16 protein-coding genes and 1 tRNA gene are annotated in these 16222 nt (G+C 68.2%); 4 read left to right on the forward strand and 13 right to left on the reverse strand.

Annotated features, from left to right (window positions below; translation table 11 throughout):
* The first annotated feature begins 37 nt into the window (after nt 1-37).
* Nucleotides 38-1174, forward strand: coding sequence for a serine hydrolase domain-containing protein (locus ACP7AI_RS08400; RefSeq protein ID WP_426166085.1), 1137 nt, complete (start codon nt 38-40; stop codon nt 1172-1174).
* A 122-nt stretch (nt 1175-1296) separates the two neighbouring features.
* On the opposite strand, the gene ACP7AI_RS08405 is transcribed toward ACP7AI_RS08400, so the two are convergent.
* The 11 genes from ACP7AI_RS08405 to ACP7AI_RS08455 form a co-directional block, all read right to left on the reverse strand.
* On the reverse strand, nt 1297-1440 hold the full coding sequence (locus ACP7AI_RS08405; protein WP_426166087.1) for a hypothetical protein: 144 nt from the start codon (nt 1438-1440) through the stop codon (nt 1297-1299).
* A 30-nt stretch (nt 1441-1470) separates the two neighbouring features.
* Complete coding sequence (locus ACP7AI_RS08410) at nt 1471-1914, reverse strand: hypothetical protein (RefSeq protein ID WP_426166089.1); 444 nt, start codon at nt 1912-1914, stop codon at nt 1471-1473.
* A complete protein-coding gene (hisD, locus tag ACP7AI_RS08415) occupies nt 1911-3206 on the reverse strand; it encodes a histidinol dehydrogenase (RefSeq protein WP_426166092.1) in 1296 nt (431 codons plus the stop codon). The genes ACP7AI_RS08410 and hisD overlap by 4 nt, the downstream gene beginning before the upstream one ends.
* Entirely contained in the window at nt 3190-3852 is a 663-nt protein-coding gene (gene hisG / locus ACP7AI_RS08420) for an ATP phosphoribosyltransferase (RefSeq protein WP_426166094.1), read from the reverse strand. The genes hisD and hisG overlap by 17 nt, the downstream gene beginning before the upstream one ends.
* Nucleotides 3853-3901: 49 nt before the next feature.
* The gene (locus tag ACP7AI_RS08425; protein ID WP_426166096.1) at nt 3902-5863 is read right to left on the reverse strand and encodes an alpha/beta hydrolase family protein; all 1962 of its coding nucleotides are present in this window, start codon (nt 5861-5863) and stop codon (nt 3902-3904) included.
* A gap of 148 nt (nt 5864-6011) precedes the next feature.
* Nucleotides 6012-6227 carry a hypothetical protein gene (locus ACP7AI_RS08430; protein ID WP_426166099.1) on the reverse strand — a complete coding sequence of 72 codons (216 nt, stop codon included), beginning with the start codon at nt 6225-6227 and terminating at the stop codon, nt 6012-6014.
* 104 nt (nt 6228-6331) lie between these two features.
* Nucleotides 6332-7249, reverse strand: a complete 918-nt coding sequence (gene mmsB / locus ACP7AI_RS08435; RefSeq protein ID WP_426166102.1) for a 3-hydroxyisobutyrate dehydrogenase — start codon at nt 7247-7249, stop codon at nt 6332-6334.
* 101 nt (nt 7250-7350) lie between these two features.
* Entirely contained in the window at nt 7351-8124 is a 774-nt protein-coding gene (locus ACP7AI_RS08440; protein ID WP_426166104.1) for an enoyl-CoA hydratase-related protein, read from the reverse strand.
* A gap of 30 nt (nt 8125-8154) precedes the next feature.
* Complete coding sequence (locus ACP7AI_RS08445; RefSeq protein ID WP_426166107.1) at nt 8155-9654, reverse strand: CoA-acylating methylmalonate-semialdehyde dehydrogenase; 1500 nt, start codon at nt 9652-9654, stop codon at nt 8155-8157.
* 89 nt (nt 9655-9743) lie between these two features.
* Nucleotides 9744-10661 (reverse strand): cation diffusion facilitator family transporter, encoded by a 918-nt coding sequence (locus tag ACP7AI_RS08450; protein WP_426166110.1) that lies wholly within the window; start codon nt 10659-10661, stop codon nt 9744-9746.
* A gap of 204 nt (nt 10662-10865) precedes the next feature.
* Nucleotides 10866-10940, reverse strand: a tRNA-Gly gene (locus ACP7AI_RS08455).
* A 234-nt stretch (nt 10941-11174) separates the two neighbouring features.
* Here ACP7AI_RS08455 and trxA point away from each other — a divergent pair.
* From trxA to ACP7AI_RS08470, 3 genes are read left to right on the forward strand one after another with little or no spacing between them, the layout of a single operon-like run.
* Nucleotides 11175-12080 carry a thioredoxin gene (trxA, locus tag ACP7AI_RS08460; protein WP_426166113.1) on the forward strand — a complete coding sequence of 302 codons (906 nt, stop codon included), beginning with the start codon at nt 11175-11177 and terminating at the stop codon, nt 12078-12080.
* Complete coding sequence (locus tag ACP7AI_RS08465; protein ID WP_426166115.1) at nt 12077-12751, forward strand: LON peptidase substrate-binding domain-containing protein; 675 nt, start codon at nt 12077-12079, stop codon at nt 12749-12751. The genes trxA and ACP7AI_RS08465 overlap by 4 nt, the downstream gene beginning before the upstream one ends.
* The gene (locus tag ACP7AI_RS08470; protein ID WP_426166118.1) at nt 12748-12927 is read left to right on the forward strand and encodes a Trm112 family protein; all 180 of its coding nucleotides are present in this window, start codon (nt 12748-12750) and stop codon (nt 12925-12927) included. The genes ACP7AI_RS08465 and ACP7AI_RS08470 overlap by 4 nt, the downstream gene beginning before the upstream one ends.
* A gap of 131 nt (nt 12928-13058) precedes the next feature.
* On the opposite strand, the gene ACP7AI_RS08475 is transcribed toward ACP7AI_RS08470, so the two are convergent.
* The gene (locus ACP7AI_RS08475; protein WP_426166120.1) at nt 13059-14864 is read right to left on the reverse strand and encodes a flavin-containing monooxygenase; all 1806 of its coding nucleotides are present in this window, start codon (nt 14862-14864) and stop codon (nt 13059-13061) included.
* A 26-nt stretch (nt 14865-14890) separates the two neighbouring features.
* The gene (locus ACP7AI_RS08480) at nt 14891-16114 is read right to left on the reverse strand and encodes an FAD-dependent monooxygenase (protein WP_426166123.1); all 1224 of its coding nucleotides are present in this window, start codon (nt 16112-16114) and stop codon (nt 14891-14893) included.
* Between the last annotated feature and the right edge of the window lie 108 nt (nt 16115-16222).

Below are 16222 nucleotides of genomic sequence, written 5' to 3' on the forward strand. Positions count from 1 at the left end.
GCGCGCAAAGGGTCGCAAAGGCCCGAGGGGGAAGATCATGACAATCGCCGCAGCACTCGCCGATGCCATCGCCGCCAACGGCATCCCGGGCGCCGTCGCCATGGTCGGGGACCGGCAGGGTGTGCGCGAGACCGTCGCCATCGGCCATCGCGGCGACGGCACGCCGATGACACCCGACACGGTGTTCCAGCTCGCCTCGATGACCAAGGCGATCGTGTCGGTGGCGGCGATGCAGCTGGTCGAACAGGGCAAGCTGGCCCTCGACGCGCCGCTTGCCGACCTGGTGCCCGGCCTTGCCGACCCCCTTGTCATCACCGGCTTCGGCGACGACGGCAAGGTCGCGACCCGCCCTGCCGCCCGGCCGGTCACGCTCCGCCACCTGCTCACCCACACCTCGGGCTTCGGTTATGATTTCGTCCATGCCGACATGGCGCGGGCCCGCGGCGCGGCGCCGGTGCCGGGCACGCTCGCCAGCCTCGCCTCGCCGCTGCTGTTCGATCCCGGCGACGGCTGGGCCTATGGCATCAGCACCGATTGGGCCGGGCTGGCGGTGGAGGCGGCGAGCGGCCAGCGGCTGGACGCCTATATCGCCGACCATGTCACCGGGCCGCTCGGCATGGCCGACACGCATTTCCACCTCGAAAAGGCCGACAAGGCCCGGCTGTCCGGCAACATGGCGCGCGGCGAGGACGGCGGCCTGGTGCCCTTCCCGATCAACATCGGCGGCGGCGCCGGCGAGTTCATTTCCGGCGGTGGCGGCATGCTCGGCACCGCGAGCGACTATATGCGCTTTGTCCGCATGCTGCTGAACGGCGGCAGCCTCGATGGCGTCACCATCCTGCAGGCCGCGACGGTCGCCGAGATGATGCGCAACCAGATCGGCACCTTGCGCGCCGGCGTCATGGAAACCACGATGCCGGCGCTCAGCGCGCGGGTCGAATGGTTCCCGGAAATGCGCGCCGGCTGGGGCCTCGGGTTCCTGATCAACCCCGAGCCCGGCGGCGACGGCCGCGCCGCCGGCAGCTGCGCCTGGGCCGGCATCTGCAATACCTATTTCTGGATCGACCCGGCCAGCGACGTTGCCGCGGTACTGCTGATGCAGCTCCTCCCTTTCGCCGACCCGGCCGCCCTGGCGACGCTGTCGGCGTTCGAGCGTGCGGTCTATGACGCTTAACTGTCATCCCGGCGCAGGCCGGGACCCATGAACCACAAGTTCTCCGTGGCTGGCGCTCGCGCAGGCAAAATCGTGGTTTATGGGTCCCGGCCTTCGCCGGGATGACTGACCGCCAAAACCCCTCAATCATCCGGCGCCGCACTGCTGTCGTGCGCCGGATCATCATCCTCGCTACGCGGCAGCGGCCGCAGATCCTCGGGTTCCGGATCGCCGCCCGCAGGGTCGGGGTTCTCGCCGATCGGCCGATAGGGCTTGCGCGGGTCCATCCCCTCGCAACGCCCCAGCCGCCCGCGGGTTCAGCGCAGCAGCAGGATCGGCGCCAGCGTGCCGGCGATCAGCATCACCACCGCCACCCGCCGCGTCGACCGCATGTTGAGCGCGATCGCCGCCCCCAGCAGCGCCGACAGACCGAGCGCCAGCGCCAGCGCCGCGGTAAAGATCTTCATCGGCAGCGCCCTGGCCTTTTTCGCGGCGCGTTCGGCCGCAACCACCGGATCGACCGGCGGCTTGGGCTTGGCCGCAGGCTTCTCGGCTTCCGGCTCCAGCTTGGCCTGGTCGATATGGACGCTGGCCATCCACGCCATCCACACCGGCGGCGGTGCGCCATCCCAGCCGCTCGCCTGCTGCAACCGGAAGGCCTGCAGGCCCCCCGAAATCGCGAAGAACAGGATCGCCGGCGCAAAGAACACGCCGATATACAGGTGGACCTGCCGCAGTTTCCGCATCGCCTGGGCGTTCATTCCGTCTCCAATCGCATGCGGATCGACGCGGCATGCGCCGCCAGTCCCTCGACATCGGCGATCGCCGCCCCCGCCGGGCCGATCGCCGCCAGGCCCTGCGGCCCGCAATCGAGAAACGTTGTCCGTTTCATGAAATCCACAACGCTGAGCCCAGAGGCAAAGCGCGCCCGGCGCCCGGTCGGCAATACGTGATTCGGCCCGGCGAGATAATCGCCCGCCGCTTCCGGCGTGTGGCGCCCCAGGAACACCGACCCGGCGTGGCGCATGCGGGCGAACAGCGCGTTCGGATCATCGATCATCAGCTCGACATGCTCGGCCGCCAGCGCATCGAGCAACGGCAGCGCGGCGTCGAGATCGGGCAGCACGACGATGACGCCGAAATCCTGCCAGCTTTGCCGCGCCACTTTCCCGGTGACCAGCGTCGCCAGCTGTCGCTCGACCGCCGCCGCCACCGCATCGGCCTCGGCGGCGCTGGTCGTCAGCAGGATCGACTGCGCTACCGGGTCATGCTCGGCCTGGGCCAGCAGGTCGGCGGCGATCCAGTCGGGGTTCGACTTGCCGTCGCTGACGATGACGACCTCCGACGGCCCGGCGATCATGTCGATGCCGACGACGCCGTACAGCTGGCGCTTGGCCTCCGCGACCCAGGCGTTGCCGGGGCCGGTGATGACATCGACGCGGGGGATACGCGCCGTGCCCAGCGCCAGCGCCGCCACCGCCTGGGCGCCGCCGATGCGGAATACGCGGGTCACGCCGGCCAGCCGCGCCGCCGCCAGCACCAGCGGATTGGCGGCACCGCCCGGCGTCGGCGTCACCATCACCAGCCGCTCGACCCCGGCGACGACCGCCGGAATCGCATTCATCAGCACCGATGACGGATAGGCGGCGCGCCCGCCCGGCACGTACAGCCCGGCGGCCTCGACCGCGCTCCAGCGCACGCCGGTGCGCACGCCGGCGGCATCGGTGGCATCGTTGTCGGTCGGCCGCTGGCGCAGATGGAAATCGCGGATGCGCGTGGCGGCAAGATCGAGCGCGGCGCGCAACTCCGGCGCCAGTCCGGCCACGGCAGCATCGAGCTCGGCCAGCGGAATTTCCCAGCCCGCGGCATCGAGATCGACCCGGTCGAACTTGGCGGTCAGCTCGGCGACGGCGACATCGCCGCGCGCCCGCACATCGGCGATGATGCGCGAAACATCGGCCGACACATCGGCATCGCTGTCGCGCCGGGCATCGACCAGCGCCGCAAACGCCGCCCCGAACCCCGGATCGCCGGCATCAAGCCGCTGCGGCATCGACATTCTCGACCAATGAGCGAATGGCATCGACCAGCGGCACCACCGCCGGATGCGTCTTGAACGCGGCGCGATTGACGATCAGCCGTGACGACACCTGGGCGATGACATCGGTCTCGATCAGGCCGTTCTCGGCCAGCGTCTTGCCCGTCGACACCAGGTCGACGATCCGCCCGGCCAGCCCGCAGATCGGCGCCAGCTCCATCGCACCATTCAGCTTGATGACCTCCGCCTGGATGCCCTGCGCGGCGAAATGCCGGCGGGTGATGCCGGGGTATTTGGTGGCGACGCGGACATGGCTGAGCGTGCGGATGTCCTCCACCAGCGCCGCGGGCTGCGCCACCGACAGCCGGCAATGGCCGATGCCGAGGTCGACCGGCGCGTACAGCTCCGAAAAGGCGAACTCCATCAGCACGTCGTTGCCGGCAATGCCGATCTCCGCCGCGCCGAACGCCACGAAGGTCGCCGCATCGAACGACCGCACCCGGATGATCCGCACATCCGCCCGGCTCGTCTCGAACATCAGCTTGCGCGAACTGTCGTCCGAAAAATCCGGCTCCGGCACGATCCCGATGCGCGCCAGCAACGGCAACGCCTCCTTCAGGATACGGCCCTTGGGCAGGGCGAGGGTCAGCGGCTTCGTCATGATTGCGCGCGGCTTAGCCCGCGCCGCGCGAAAACGCCAATCCCTGCGGCTATTTCACCGGACTGGTCGGTTCCAGCACGGCCACGGCCGCCGCCGGATCGGGCGGATTATGCTTTTCAAGGAACGCCGTCAGCGCGTCCAGCATGGCGATCCGCGTTGCCGGGCGCGACAACCAGTGATCTTCGGACGGCAGCACCACCATGTCGACAGGCTTGCCCGCGGCCTTCATGGCGCTCGCCATGAAATTGCTCTGCTCCATCGGCACGACGGTATCGTCCTTGCCGTGGATCAACTGCAACGGTACGTCGACCTTTCCCGCCAGCCGCGCCGGCGACCAGGCGTCGATGCTGGCATCGTCGACCGACCTCGCCCCCATGAAGCGCTGCCAGTAACGGACGGTCGGATTTCGCGAATTGCCGGCATCGCTGGTTTCGCGCTTCAGCATGCGCCGCAGGTCGGATACGCCGGCGATCGAAGACGCACAGCGATAGACATTCTGTTCGACCGTAACGCCGGCCAGCGCCGCATAGCCGCCATAGCTGGCGCCGACGATGCAGACACGCTTCGGGTCGATGGTGCCCAGCCCGGCCAGGTGGCGGACGCCGTCCGAGACATCGCTCTGCATCTTGCGGCCCCATTGGCCAAAGCCGGCAGCGCGGAAACTGGCGCCGTATCCGGTCGAGCCGCGGAACTGGGGCTGCAAGACGGCATAGCCGCGGCTCGCCAGCGCCTGTGCCCACCAGTCGAACCCCGGGCTGTCATGCGATGCCGGCCCACCATGCGGCAGCGCGATCAGCGGCAGCTGCCTGGGTGTCCGGCCCGGCGGCAAAGTCAGATAGGCCGGGATGGCGGTGCCGTCGGCAGCCTTGTAGGTCAGCGTCTGCACCGTGCCGAAATCGCGGGGTTCGACCCGGGCATAGCGCTGGCTCAGCAGCCCGGCGGTCTTGGCCTTGCGATCGATCACATAGATCGCATCGCCGGACGTCGGCCCGAACACCTCCACCACGACGATACTGCGGTCGCTGCTCCAGTCGACGAGCTGGACGAGCTCGTCCTTGAAGCTGCGACTGATCGATCGCCACAGCTTCTGATCGTCGGGATTGAAAAATTCATAGCTGACCTGGCCCAACCCTTCATCGACGACGCCGATCGGCTGCTGCCCGACGCGATCGCGTACAAGACCGTCGCCAAAGGCCCTGCCGAGCGGCTGCGACCACCCCCCATCGGCGAGCGCCACTTCGTGCACTTCATATTCGCCGCTCTTGCTCGTGCCGAGAAGGATCGTGCCGGGTGTCCGCCCCGCGCCGGCGAGATAGGGCGTGTCGATCGTCGCGGTCTCGCGGTACAGTTCCTTCCAGAAACCATCACGGCGGACCATCAGCCGCCAGACGCCGGTGACCCGGTCATAATCGGCGCGCGCCACCGACTTGCCGTCGTCGCCGATGATCCAGTCACCGGTGCCGGGAACGCCGACCTCGGCGACTGTCGTGCGCCCGGTTGCAGGATCGATGCGGAACAGCGTGGCGTTCATCGTCGAACCCGTCGTCGACCAGCCTTGGACAATCAGCTGCGGTCGACCGTCGATAACCCTGATGCTCGGCGCTCCGGCGATGAAGTTGCCCGCCAGCTTGATATTCTCCATCAGCCGCCGCCAGCTGCCGGTGCTCAGGTCGTACATCAGCATCAGGAAAAGTTCGTTGCGACTTGCGAACATGAAATCTTCGCTGCGGATCTTCGTCGTCTGCGAGATGGTCAGCACGATGCGGTCATTGTCGGCCCATTGCAGGGCGCGCATCTTGTAATCCCGTGCCGGGCTGGCCAGCAGCAGCTTGTTGGTCGCCAGTTCGCGGATCTGCACCTCGGACCCGCTGGCGGCGCCGACGATTGCCGCCCAGCGCTTGCCGTCCGGCGAGACCGAAATGTCGCCGATGGTCGGAAGCTGCCCGAAGGCATCGATCGGCGGAGCCGCCGCGGTCGCAACCGCGCCGTTGACCGCAAGCCAGACGAACATCGCACGCACTATCGACAAAATCACGAATTGCCCCCGGTTCAATTTCATTATTGCAGCGTTATCGTCTTCCGCAAGGGCCGACACGGCGACGCGATCAGGCCTTCCGGCAATTCCTGTTCGATCATCGATTCCGGCGGACGGCGCTGCATTACTTCGCCGGATTATGCTTCTCCAGGAACGCCACCGTCGCCTCCAGCATCTGCACCCGTGTCGGCCCGCGCGACAGCCAATGGTCCTCCGCCGCCAGCGTCACCAGCTCGACATCGCCGCCGGCCAGGGCGATGTGCGATACCGACGGCAGTCGCCCATAGGCGGCGACCGGCAACTCGGCGGCCAAGGCCGCGTTGCCGGGCAGCAAACCCACGGACGCGGCTATGCCCAGCACCAGCGCGCGCGAAATCACCACAAGAAGAACCGGCCCCCCGAAATCATGTCCCCGTGATCATCGTCGCAGCGCGCCGGCGCCTGTCAAGTCACTGCGATTGCGGGCCCACGCAGCAGCTTCACGATTGCCGAGAAATCCTGCCCGCCGCCGCCGTTGTTGGCGAACAGCTGGTACAGCGCCTCCGCCTGCGCGCCCATCGGCACGCTGGCACCCGCCGTCGTCGCCGCCGCGACCGCCAGTTTCAGGTCCTTCAGCATCAGTGCCGCGGCGAACCCCCCCTGGTAATCGCGGTTGGCCGGGGATGTCGGCACCGGGCCGGGCACGGGGCAATAGCTGGTCATCGACCAGGACTGCCCGCTCGCCCTCGACGAGATGTCGAAAAAGGTCTGCGCGTCGAGGCCCAGTTTCTCGGCGAGCACGAACGCCTCCGCCGTGGCGACCATCGTCGCGCCCAGGATCATGTTGTTGCAGATCTTGGCGGCCTGGCCCATGCCCGCGCCGCCGGCGTGGATGACCGCCTTGCCCATGGCGTCGAGGATCGGCTTGGCGGCCGCGAACGCCGCATCGGGACCGCCGACCATGAAGGTCAACGTACCGCCATCAGCCGCCGCCGTGCCGCCCGACACCGGCGCATCGACCATCGCCAGGCCGCGCTGCGCCGCCGCCTCGCCGACCGACTTGGCCGTGGCGACGTCGATGGTCGAACAATCGATCAGGATGGCGTGCGGCGCCGCGGCGGCGAACAGATCGCCCTCATAGGCGGCGCGGACGTGCGCGCCGGCGGGCAGCATGGTGACGATGGCATCGGCCCCGTCCGCAGCCTCCGCAGCGCTGGCGACGGCAGTGCAGCCATTGGCAACGGCCCGCGCCACCGCATCGGCGCTGAGGTCGAAGGCGCGGACGGCGTGCCCGGCCTTGGCCAGGTTGGCGGCCATGCCGCCGCCCATGTTGCCGACCCCGATGAATGCGATCGTTGGCATTGCCTGCTTCCTTTTCGTCATCCCGGGCTTGACCCGGGACCCAGTTTTTTCCTTGAGCGCCGGCGAAGGATAACTGGGTCCCGGGTCAAGCCCGGGTTGACAGTAATCTTCGCCTGACCGCGCTACTTCCCCGTCCACACCCCCGGCCGCTTGGCGACAAACGCCGCCATGCCTTCCTTCTGGTCGGCAGAGCCGAACAGCCCATGGAACAGCCGCCGCTCGAAGCGCACCCCCGCCGACAGCGGCATCTCGAACGCCGCATCGATCTGTTCCTTGACCGCCAGCACCGCCAGCGGCGCCATTGCCGCAATCGCGGCGGCGGTCTTCAGGGCCTCCTCGACAAGGGTCGCCGCCGGCACCACCCGCGCCACCAGCCCCGACCGCTCCGCCTCGGCGGCGTCCATCATCCGCCCGGTCAGGCACATCTCCATGGCCTTGGCCTTGCCGATCGCCCGCACCAGCCGCTGCGATCCACCCATGCCCGGCGTCACCGCCAGCTTGATCTCCGGCTGGCCGAACCTGGCGTTGTCGCCGGCAATGATGAAATCCGCCATCATGGCGAGCTCGCAACCGCCGCCCAGCGCAAAGCCATTGACCGCGGCGATGAAGGGCTTGCGCGTGCCGGTCACCTTCTCATAACCGGCAAAGAAATTCGCGCCGTACATGTCGGCGAACGACTGTTCCGACATTTCCTTGATGTCGGCGCCGGCGGCAAAGGCCTTTTCACTCCCGGTCAGGACGAGGCAGCGCTGCGCCGGATCGGCATCATAGGCGGCAAACACCGCGATCAGGTCAGCCAGAGTCTGACTGTTGAGCGCGTTCAGCGCCTGCGGCCGGTTGAGCCGCACCAGCGTGACGGCGTCATGATGCTCGATGAGCAGAGTTTCATAGGTCATGCGAAAATCCCTCTACCCATCAGCTCCATTCTACCCCATCGTCGGAATGACGAACGCGCTTCCCGCATCCCCCACGCCGCCATCCGGCCAGCGCCCGGTCATCGTCTTGCGCTTCGTCCAGAACTGCACGCCCTCCATGCCATGCTGGCCGATGTCGCCAAAGGCGCTGCGCTTCCAGCCGCCGAAGCTGTGGTACGCCACCGGCACCGGGATCGGCACGTTGATGCCGACCATGCCGACATTGACCCGGGCGGCGAATTCGCGCGCCGCATGGCCGTTCCGGGTGAATATGGCGACGCCATTACCATACTGGTGCGCCGACGGCAGCCGCACCGCCTCCTCGAAATCGGCGGCGCGGACGATCTGCAGCACGGGGCCGAAAATCTCCTCCTCGTACGACTTCATGCCTGGCTTCACATGGTCGAACAGCGTCGGCCCGACGAACCAGCCGCCCTCATGCCCCTGCAGGCTATAGCCGCGGCCATCGACGACCAGCTCGGCGCCTTCGTCGACGCCCATCTGGATATAGTCCTCGATCCGCGCCTTGTGCGCGGCGCTGACCACCGGGCCGTAATCCGCTTCGGGATCGGTCGACACGCCCAGCCGCAGCTTGGCGATCGCCGGCAGCAGCTTGGCGCGCAGCCGCTCGGCGGTGTCCTCGCCGACCGGCACCACCACCGGCAGCGCCATGCAGCGTTCACCGGCCGAGCCGAACGCCGCGCCGGCCAGGTCGCGCACCACGGCGTCGAGGTCGGCATCGGGCATCACCACGCCATGGTTCTTGGCGCCGCCCATCGCCTGCACCCGCTTCCCGTTCGCGGTGCCGCGGCTGTAGATGTAATGCGCCACGTCCGACGAGCCGACAAAGCTGATCGCCGCGATGTCGGGATTGTCGATGATCGCGTCGACCATCTCCTTGTCGCCGTTGACCACCGCGAACACGCCATCGGGCAGCCCGGCCTGTTTGAACAATGCGCCCAGCCGCACCGGCAGCGTCGGGTCGCGCTCCGACGGCTTCAGGATGAAGGCGTTGCCCGTCGCGATGGCGACGCCGGCCATCCACATCGGGATCATCGCCGGGAAATTGAACGGCGTGATGCCGGCGCCGATGCCGAGCGGCTGGCGATGGCTCCAGATGTCGATGCCGGGGCCGGCGCCATGGGTGTACTCACCCTTCATCACATGCGGTATGCCGCAGCAGAATTCGATGACCTCCAGCCCCCGCTGGATATCACCCTTCGAATCGGCCAGCACCTTGCCGTGTTCGGACGACAGGATGCGCGCCAGATCGTCGATCTCGGCCTCGACCAGCTCCTTGAAGCGGAACATCACCCGCGCCCGGCGCTGCGGATTGGTCGCCGCCCAGCCCGGCTGCGCCGCCCTGGCCGCCGCCACCGCCGCATCGAGGGTCGTGGCGCTGCCCAGCCGGACCTGGGCCTGCACCTTGCCCGAATTGGGATCATAGACATCGCTGCTGCGGGCGCCGTCGGAAACCGACTGGCCGCCGATGTAATGGTCGATGATGCGCATGGGAAAACTCGCCTTCTTGCGTCGTGTCCCGCTGCCATAAACGCACGGCCGACGCCGTTCTACCTGCGACTTTGCGGAAAAATGCCCGCTCAGGCGCAGGCGAGGTGGGCGCAGTCGGCCGCCCCGGTTTCGACCTGGATGGTCGCATGGCCGATGCCGAAGCGATGCTCCAGGTCGTGCGCCAGCGTCGCCAGCGCCACATCGCCGGGGTGGCCATCGGGCATCACCAGATGCGCCGTCAGTGCCGTATCGGTGGTGCCCATCGCCCAGATATGCAGGTCGTGGACCGTCGCGACGCCCGGCCGGCCCTTCAGGAACGCCGCCACATCGGCCGATTCGATGCCGTCGGGTACCGCATCCAGTGCCATCGCCACCGATTCGCGCAGCAGCCCCCAGGTGCCGCGCAAGATGACCGCGACGACGACCAGGCTCAGCGCCGGGTCGATCCAGTTCAGCCCGGTCCGCAGGATCAGAAAGCCCGACACCACCACCGCCGCCGAAATCCCGGCGTCCGCCAGCATGTGCAGATAGGCGCCGCGAATATTGACGTCGCCTTTCCGCCCCCGCGCGAACAGCCAGGCGGTAAAGCCGTTGATCACGATCCCCACCGCCGCCACCGCCATCACCGTGCCGCCCGGCACCGGCTGCGGCGCCAGCAGGCGGTGGCCGGCCTCCGCCGCGATCGCCCCGCAGGCCAGCACCAGCACGATGCCGTTGGCCAGCGCGGCGAGGATACCCGACCGCTTGAGGCCATAGGTGAAGCGCGCACTCGGCGGCCGCGCCGACAGGTGCAAGCCGCCCCAGGCCAGGGCCAGCCCCAGCACGTCGGAAAGATTGTGACCGGCATCGGCGAGCAGCGCCATCGATCCGGTGATGACGCCGTACGCCGCCTCGATGGCGACATAGGCGAGGTTGATGGTGATGCCGATGGCGAAGGCGCGGCCGAAGCCGCCCGCCGGGGGGGCGTGGTGGTGGTGGTCGTGGTGGGCGTGGTCGTGGGCGGACATCGTGGGGTGTTTAGCACGGCGCGCGGTTTGTTACAGCGCAGCCGGCGGCGGAGCCGCCGACTCTGCGAAGGATTGTTGTAGAAACGGGTTGCGGGCAAAGCCCGCGCGTCGGACGGGTTCGGCCGATGATATCGGCCGAACCGCCGGCCGGCCTTGCGCGAGTCTGGGTGCAAGCTGCGCTTGCCGCTCCAGCCGCGCAGCGGCTGGAGCGGGCGAAGGGATTCGAACCCTCGACTTCAACCTTGGCAAGGTTGCGCTCTACCCCTGAGCTACGCCCGCTCGACCGCAGGTTCGACTGGCGAACCTCGTGGCGAGCGGCGCGGTTAGCACCGGCACCGCCGCCGATGCAAGCGCAATCCGGCAAACCGGTCGCAAAAATCCGTTGCAACCCCGTTCACAGCCGACGGTTAATCATCAGACCGGGCCGGTCGTGCTCGCCTGCGGCAAACCTCGGGGTTGGCAAAATCGACGCCATCACCCCATATGGCCGCGATAACTGCAGGGAATTCGCACTTGGCCAGCCTCGCCACCGCCGCCACCGAAAAGGCCAGCATCGAAGCGTTCCGCCGCGATGTCATCGATGCGTCGAAGGACGCGCTGGTGCTCGTCGATTTCTGGGCCGAATGGTGCGGCCCGTGCAAGACGCTGACGCCGCTGCTCGAACGCGTCGTCGCCGCCCATGCGCCGCGTGTGAAGCTGGTCAAGATCGACGTCGACAAGAACCAGACCCTCGCCAGCCAGTTCCGCATCCAGTCGATCCCCACCGTCTATGCCTTCCTCGCCGGCCAGCCCGTCGACGGCTTCCAGGGTGCGCTCGGCGAACGTGAACTCAACGCCTTCATCGATCGCCTGCTCGCCGGCGCCCCACCGGCACCGGGTGAAGCCGATGCCGAGGCCGAGATCGCCGCGCTGGTCGAAGCCGCCGACGCCGCCATGGCCGCCGGCGCCATCGAGGATGCCATCGCCATGCTCGCCGCGCTCACCCGGGAATTGCCGGAGCGCGAGTATCTCGCCGGCAAATACGCCCTGGCGCTGATCGCCGGCGACCAGACCGACGCCGCCGCGACGGCCCTCGATGGCGTCCCCGCCGAATCGAAGGATGCCGACGTCGTCCGCGCCCGCGCCGCCGTGGCGCTCGCCGCCGAAGCCGTGCCGGTCGACGACCTCGCCGGGCTGATGGCGGAAGTCGACGCCAGTCCCGACGATCACGGCAAGCGTTTCGACCTCGCCGGCGCGCTGCTCGCCCGCGGCGATCGCGATGCCGCCGCCGATGCCCTGCTCGCCATCATCGCCGCCGATCGCGGCTGGAACGAAGGCGCCGCCCGCACGACGCTCCTCAAGATGTTCGAAGCGACCGGCCTCGACGATGCCTGGAGCATCCGCACCCGGGCGCGCCTGCGATCGATATTGTTCTCATGATCCGCCCCGATCCCCTGCCCGCCGCCGTGCCGGTGTTCCCGCTGTCGGGCGCGCTGCTGCTGCCGCGCGGGGTCCTGCCGCTCAACATCTTCGAGCCGCGCTACCTGGCGATGGTCAAGGACGCGATGGCCGCCACCGGCGCCGCCAACCGCATCATCGGCATCATCCAGCCCCGCGCCGAAGGCGCCGCTGGAAGTCGCTTCGACGGTGACCCGCCGCCGCTCTACGATGTCGGCTGCCTCGGCCGCATCAGCGATTTCCGCGAAACCGACGACGGCCGCATGCTGATCGCGCTGACCGGCATCTCGCGCTTCCGCATCCAGGCCGAGCTCGATCGCAGCACCCTCTATCGCCAGGTCATGGCCGATTACGACGGCTTCGGCGAGGATCGCGAGGAGCCTGAACCCCTCGCCGCCGCCGCCCGCGCCGGGCTGGAAGATGTGCTGCGCGTCTATCTCGACGCCCAGGGCCTCAGCGCCGACTGGGAGGCGGTGACGTCGGCCGACGACGAATCGCTGGTGACGACGCTGGCCAGCGTCTGCCCGTTCGACCCGGCCGAGAAACAGGCGCTGCTGGAGGCCGATGACCTCGCCGACCGCGCCGGCACGCTGACGGCGCTGATGACGTTCGCGCAGGGGACGGGCGGCGGCGATCGCCCGACGCTGCAGTGATCGACCCGAAACTCCTCGCCATCCTCGTCTGCCCGATGACCCGCATCCCGCTGCGCCTCGACGAGGCTGCACAGGAACTCGTCGCCGACCGCGCCGGCCTCGCCTATCCGATCCGCGACGGCGTGCCGATCCTGCTGATCGAGGAAGCCCGCGAATTCACGCCGGTCGAGGACTGAACCCCCTCTCCCGCCTGGGGAAGGGCGAGAGGCGCGTCAGCGCTCCGTGTGGGGGTGTACCCGACCGGCAAACGGAGGACACCCTCACCCGCTCGCGTCGCCAGTCGCCTCTCCCGCAAGCGGGAGAGGGATCACCCGAACGCCAACCCCTCGAACCGCCCCGACTCCCGCCATTTCGCGATATGGCGAAAGAACGCCAGCGCCCCGCCCGGATGCCCGACCGCGTACGCCGCCTCCGGCCCGCGCTCCTTACCTTCGTTGTTATAATACCCAGGCGTGCAATCCGGCCCGCCGATCATCATCCCCGGCCCCGTCATCAGCAGCTCGACCCACGCCGCCTGCGCCTCCGGCGTCGCATCGACCCGCGTCAGCCCGTTATCGACGGCATGCCGCACGATGCTGGCGATCGTCGTCCCGGCGTCCGTCCAGTTGTGCGGCACGTTGACGACATAGTTCGCCGCCTGTGCGAACTGCACGATGAAGGCATTGGGAAAGCCATGGACGTGCAGCCCGTGCAGCGTCCGCATGCCCTGCCCCCAGGCCTCCGACAGCTTCCGCCCGCCGACGCCGGTGATGTCGAAGCCGGCGCGGCGGGTGTGATCGGTGCCGACCTCGAATCCCGAGGCATAGATGATGCAGTCGACCGCATATTCGACCCCGCCGACGACGAAGCCGGTCTCGGTGATCCGCTCGACCCCCTGACCGTCGGTATCGACCAGATGCGTGCCGGGTTCGTTGAACGCCTGCAGATAGGCGTCGTGAAAGCACGGCCGCTTGCACAATTGCCGGTACCAGGCCTTCAATTTCTCGGCCGTCCCGGGGTCGGCGACCAGGCTTTCGGCCCGCGCCCGGATCTCCGACATCTTCTCGAAATCGGCATCCTCGAACGCCGCCAGCATGTTCTGCGGCGTCATTTCCGCCGGCGGCAGCTGCATGATGCGGCTGCGGATGCGCTTCGACAGGTCGGTCCAGCCGTCCTGCACCCAGTCCTCGCTGGCCCCGCCCATGCCGACATTGCCGGCAAAGTTCTCCAGCCAGCGCTGCTGCCAGCCCGGCGTCGCGATTCCGTCGAACCAGTCGGGGTCGATCGGTTTGTTGGCGCGGACATCGACCGAAGACGGCGTGCGCTGGACGACATAAAGCGTCTCCGCAGCGCGGGCGAGGTGCGGAACGCATTGCACCGAGGTGGCGCCGGTGCCGATTATCGCGACTTTCTTGTTGATCAGGCGATCAAGAAAAATCCCCCCGGAATCGCGCCCGGGCGCCCCGCCGGTGTACGCGTAATCCCATCGGCTGGTGTGGAAACTATGTCCCTTGAACGTCTTGATTCCCCGGATTCCCGGCAATTTCGGCACGTGCAGCGGCCCCGTCCCCATGCCGATGAAGTCCGCGGTGAAGCGATCGCCGCGATTTGTCGCGATGGTCCACACCCGGCGGCCCTCGTCCCAGGTCATGTTCGTCACTTCGGTGTGGAACAACGCCTTGTCGTAGAGGCCGAAGGTGCGGCCGATCCGCTGCGATTGCTCCAGGATCTCGGGCGCATGGGCGTATTTCTCGGTCGGCCGGTGCCCGGTTTCCTCCAGCAACGGCATGTAGATGATCGACGCCGTGTCGCATTGCGCGCCGGGATAGCGGTTCCAGTACCAGGTGCCGCCGAAATCCCCGCCCTTTTCGATGATGCGGACGTCGCTGATACCGGCCTCGACCAGCCGCGCGCCGGTGCACAGCCCGGCGAAACCGCCGCCGACAAAGGCGAAACGGACATGATCGGTCACCGGCGCGCGTTCGACCACCGGCATGTACGGGTCGTCGAGCAGCCCGGCGAAGGCGCCTTTCAGCTCGACATACTGGTCATTGCCATCGGCGCGCAGCCGCTTGTCGCGCTCGGCGCGGTACCGGGCCTTCAATGCGTCCTTGTCGATTGCCGCGCTTGCCATGCCTGCCCCCCCTGTTTCAGGCCTGACTAGATCAGTTCGCCCGTCAACAAAGCTGGCAGTTTTCCGGTTTCGCCGCGCGCTTCGGCCATGAAACGCGCCTTCAGCGGCGGGATTCGCTCCACGCCGGCAAGGCCAAAGCGCCGGATCGCCGACGGCAGCCGTCCCGGCACCGCGAAAAGCCGGTTCAGACCGTCGGTCACCGCGCTGACCATGGAGTTGTCGAGCCGCCGCCACGCCGAATAACGCCCCAGCACATCGGGGCTCCCGAGGTCCTGGCCGGTCCGCGCCGCATCGACCAGCACCTCCGCCAGCGCCGCCACGTCGCGGAACCCCATGTTGAGGCCCTGCCCGGCAATCGGATGGATGCCGTGCGCGGCATCGCCGACCAGCAGCAGCCGCTGCGCCTCATATGTCGCGGCATGATGAAAGCCCAGCGGCCACACCGCCTGGGGGGCAATCACCTCGATATCACCCATGGTACCATCGACCCGCGCCGCGATCTCGGCGGCCAGGGCCCGCGGCCCGAGCTTCCTCGCCCCCTCCGCGGCACTCGCATCGACCGTCCAGACGATTGCGGTGCGCGGCCGGCCGTCGCCGTGATCGGTCATCGGCAGCAATGCCATGGGCCCGCTGGGGTAGAACATCTCGCACGCGACGTTGCCGTGGGGCACGCTGTGCGCCACCATGGTGACCAGCGCGGCATTGGGGTAGCGCCAGTTGGCCAGCCGGATTCCCGCATCGTCGCGAGTGCGGGAGCGCCGCCCATCGGCCGCGATCGCCAGCGGCGCGGTGAAAATCCGGCCGTCGGCCAGTGTCAGAACCGCCGCAGTCTCGTCGCGGACCAGCGATTTCACCGTCGCCGGCGCCACCAACGTCACCAGCGGTGCCGCCCGCACCTCCCGCAGCAGCCCCATGCGCAGCAACCGGTTCTCGGTCATGATGCCCAGCGGATCGCCCGCTTCACCCGTATCGAAGTGCAGAAACTGCGGCGCGGTGCCGTCGGTGACGCGAATGGCGCGGATCGCGCAACCCTCGGCATCGAGGATATCGCCGATCCCCAGCACCCGCAGCATGCGCGCCGAGGCACTCGCCACCGCGCTGGCGCGCCCGTCGAAGGCCGGCAGCACCGTCGTATCGAGGTCCTGCGCATCGACGACGACACTGGCGACCTCGTGCCGCGCCAGCGCCAGCGCCAGGGTCGAGCCGACCAGGCCCCCGCCGATGATGATGACGTCGGTTCTGACAGGCATGTTCATGGCGCGGACTGTTACCCGAAAGACCCGGGCCCCCCAAGCGGACATGTTGTCCACCGCATATCGCGGCCCGGCGCTTGACCCGTGACTCGCCGTGCTGCATCG

Source organism: Sandarakinorhabdus sp. DWP1-3-1, assembly GCF_049896705.1.
Lineage (GTDB): Bacteria > Pseudomonadota > Alphaproteobacteria > Sphingomonadales > Sphingomonadaceae > Sandarakinorhabdus.

What these genes read in the sequence shown, in the direction of transcription:
- ACP7AI_RS08400 (WP_426166085.1), top strand. Translation starts at nt 38, where the DNA reads ATGACAATCGCCGCAGCACTCGCCGATGCCATCGCCGCCAACGGCATC.
- ACP7AI_RS08405 (WP_426166087.1), bottom strand. Translation starts at nt 1,440, where the DNA reads ATGGACCCGCGCAAGCCCTATCGGCCGATCGGCGAGAACCCCGACCCT.
- ACP7AI_RS08410 (WP_426166089.1), bottom strand. Translation starts at nt 1,914, where the DNA reads ATGAACGCCCAGGCGATGCGGAAACTGCGGCAGGTCCACCTGTATATC.
- hisD (WP_426166092.1), bottom strand. Translation starts at nt 3,206, where the DNA reads ATGCCGCAGCGGCTTGATGCCGGCGATCCGGGGTTCGGGGCGGCGTTT.
- hisG (WP_426166094.1), bottom strand. Translation starts at nt 3,852, where the DNA reads ATGACGAAGCCGCTGACCCTCGCCCTGCCCAAGGGCCGTATCCTGAAG.
- ACP7AI_RS08425 (WP_426166096.1), bottom strand. Translation starts at nt 5,863, where the DNA reads ATGTTCGTCTGGCTTGCGGTCAACGGCGCGGTTGCGACCGCGGCGGCT.
- mmsB (WP_426166102.1), bottom strand. Translation starts at nt 7,249, where the DNA reads ATGACGAAAAGGAAGCAGGCAATGCCAACGATCGCATTCATCGGGGTC.
- ACP7AI_RS08440 (WP_426166104.1), bottom strand. Translation starts at nt 8,124, where the DNA reads ATGACCTATGAAACTCTGCTCATCGAGCATCATGACGCCGTCACGCTG.
- ACP7AI_RS08445 (WP_426166107.1), bottom strand. Translation starts at nt 9,654, where the DNA reads ATGCGCATCATCGACCATTACATCGGCGGCCAGTCGGTTTCCGACGGC.
- ACP7AI_RS08450 (WP_426166110.1), bottom strand. Translation starts at nt 10,661, where the DNA reads ATGTCCGCCCACGACCACGCCCACCACGACCACCACCACCACGCCCCC.
- ACP7AI_RS08465 (WP_426166115.1), top strand. Translation starts at nt 12,077, where the DNA reads ATGATCCGCCCCGATCCCCTGCCCGCCGCCGTGCCGGTGTTCCCGCTG.
- ACP7AI_RS08475 (WP_426166120.1), bottom strand. Translation starts at nt 14,864, where the DNA reads ATGGCAAGCGCGGCAATCGACAAGGACGCATTGAAGGCCCGGTACCGC.
- ACP7AI_RS08480 (WP_426166123.1), bottom strand. Translation starts at nt 16,114, where the DNA reads ATGCCTGTCAGAACCGACGTCATCATCATCGGCGGGGGCCTGGTCGGC.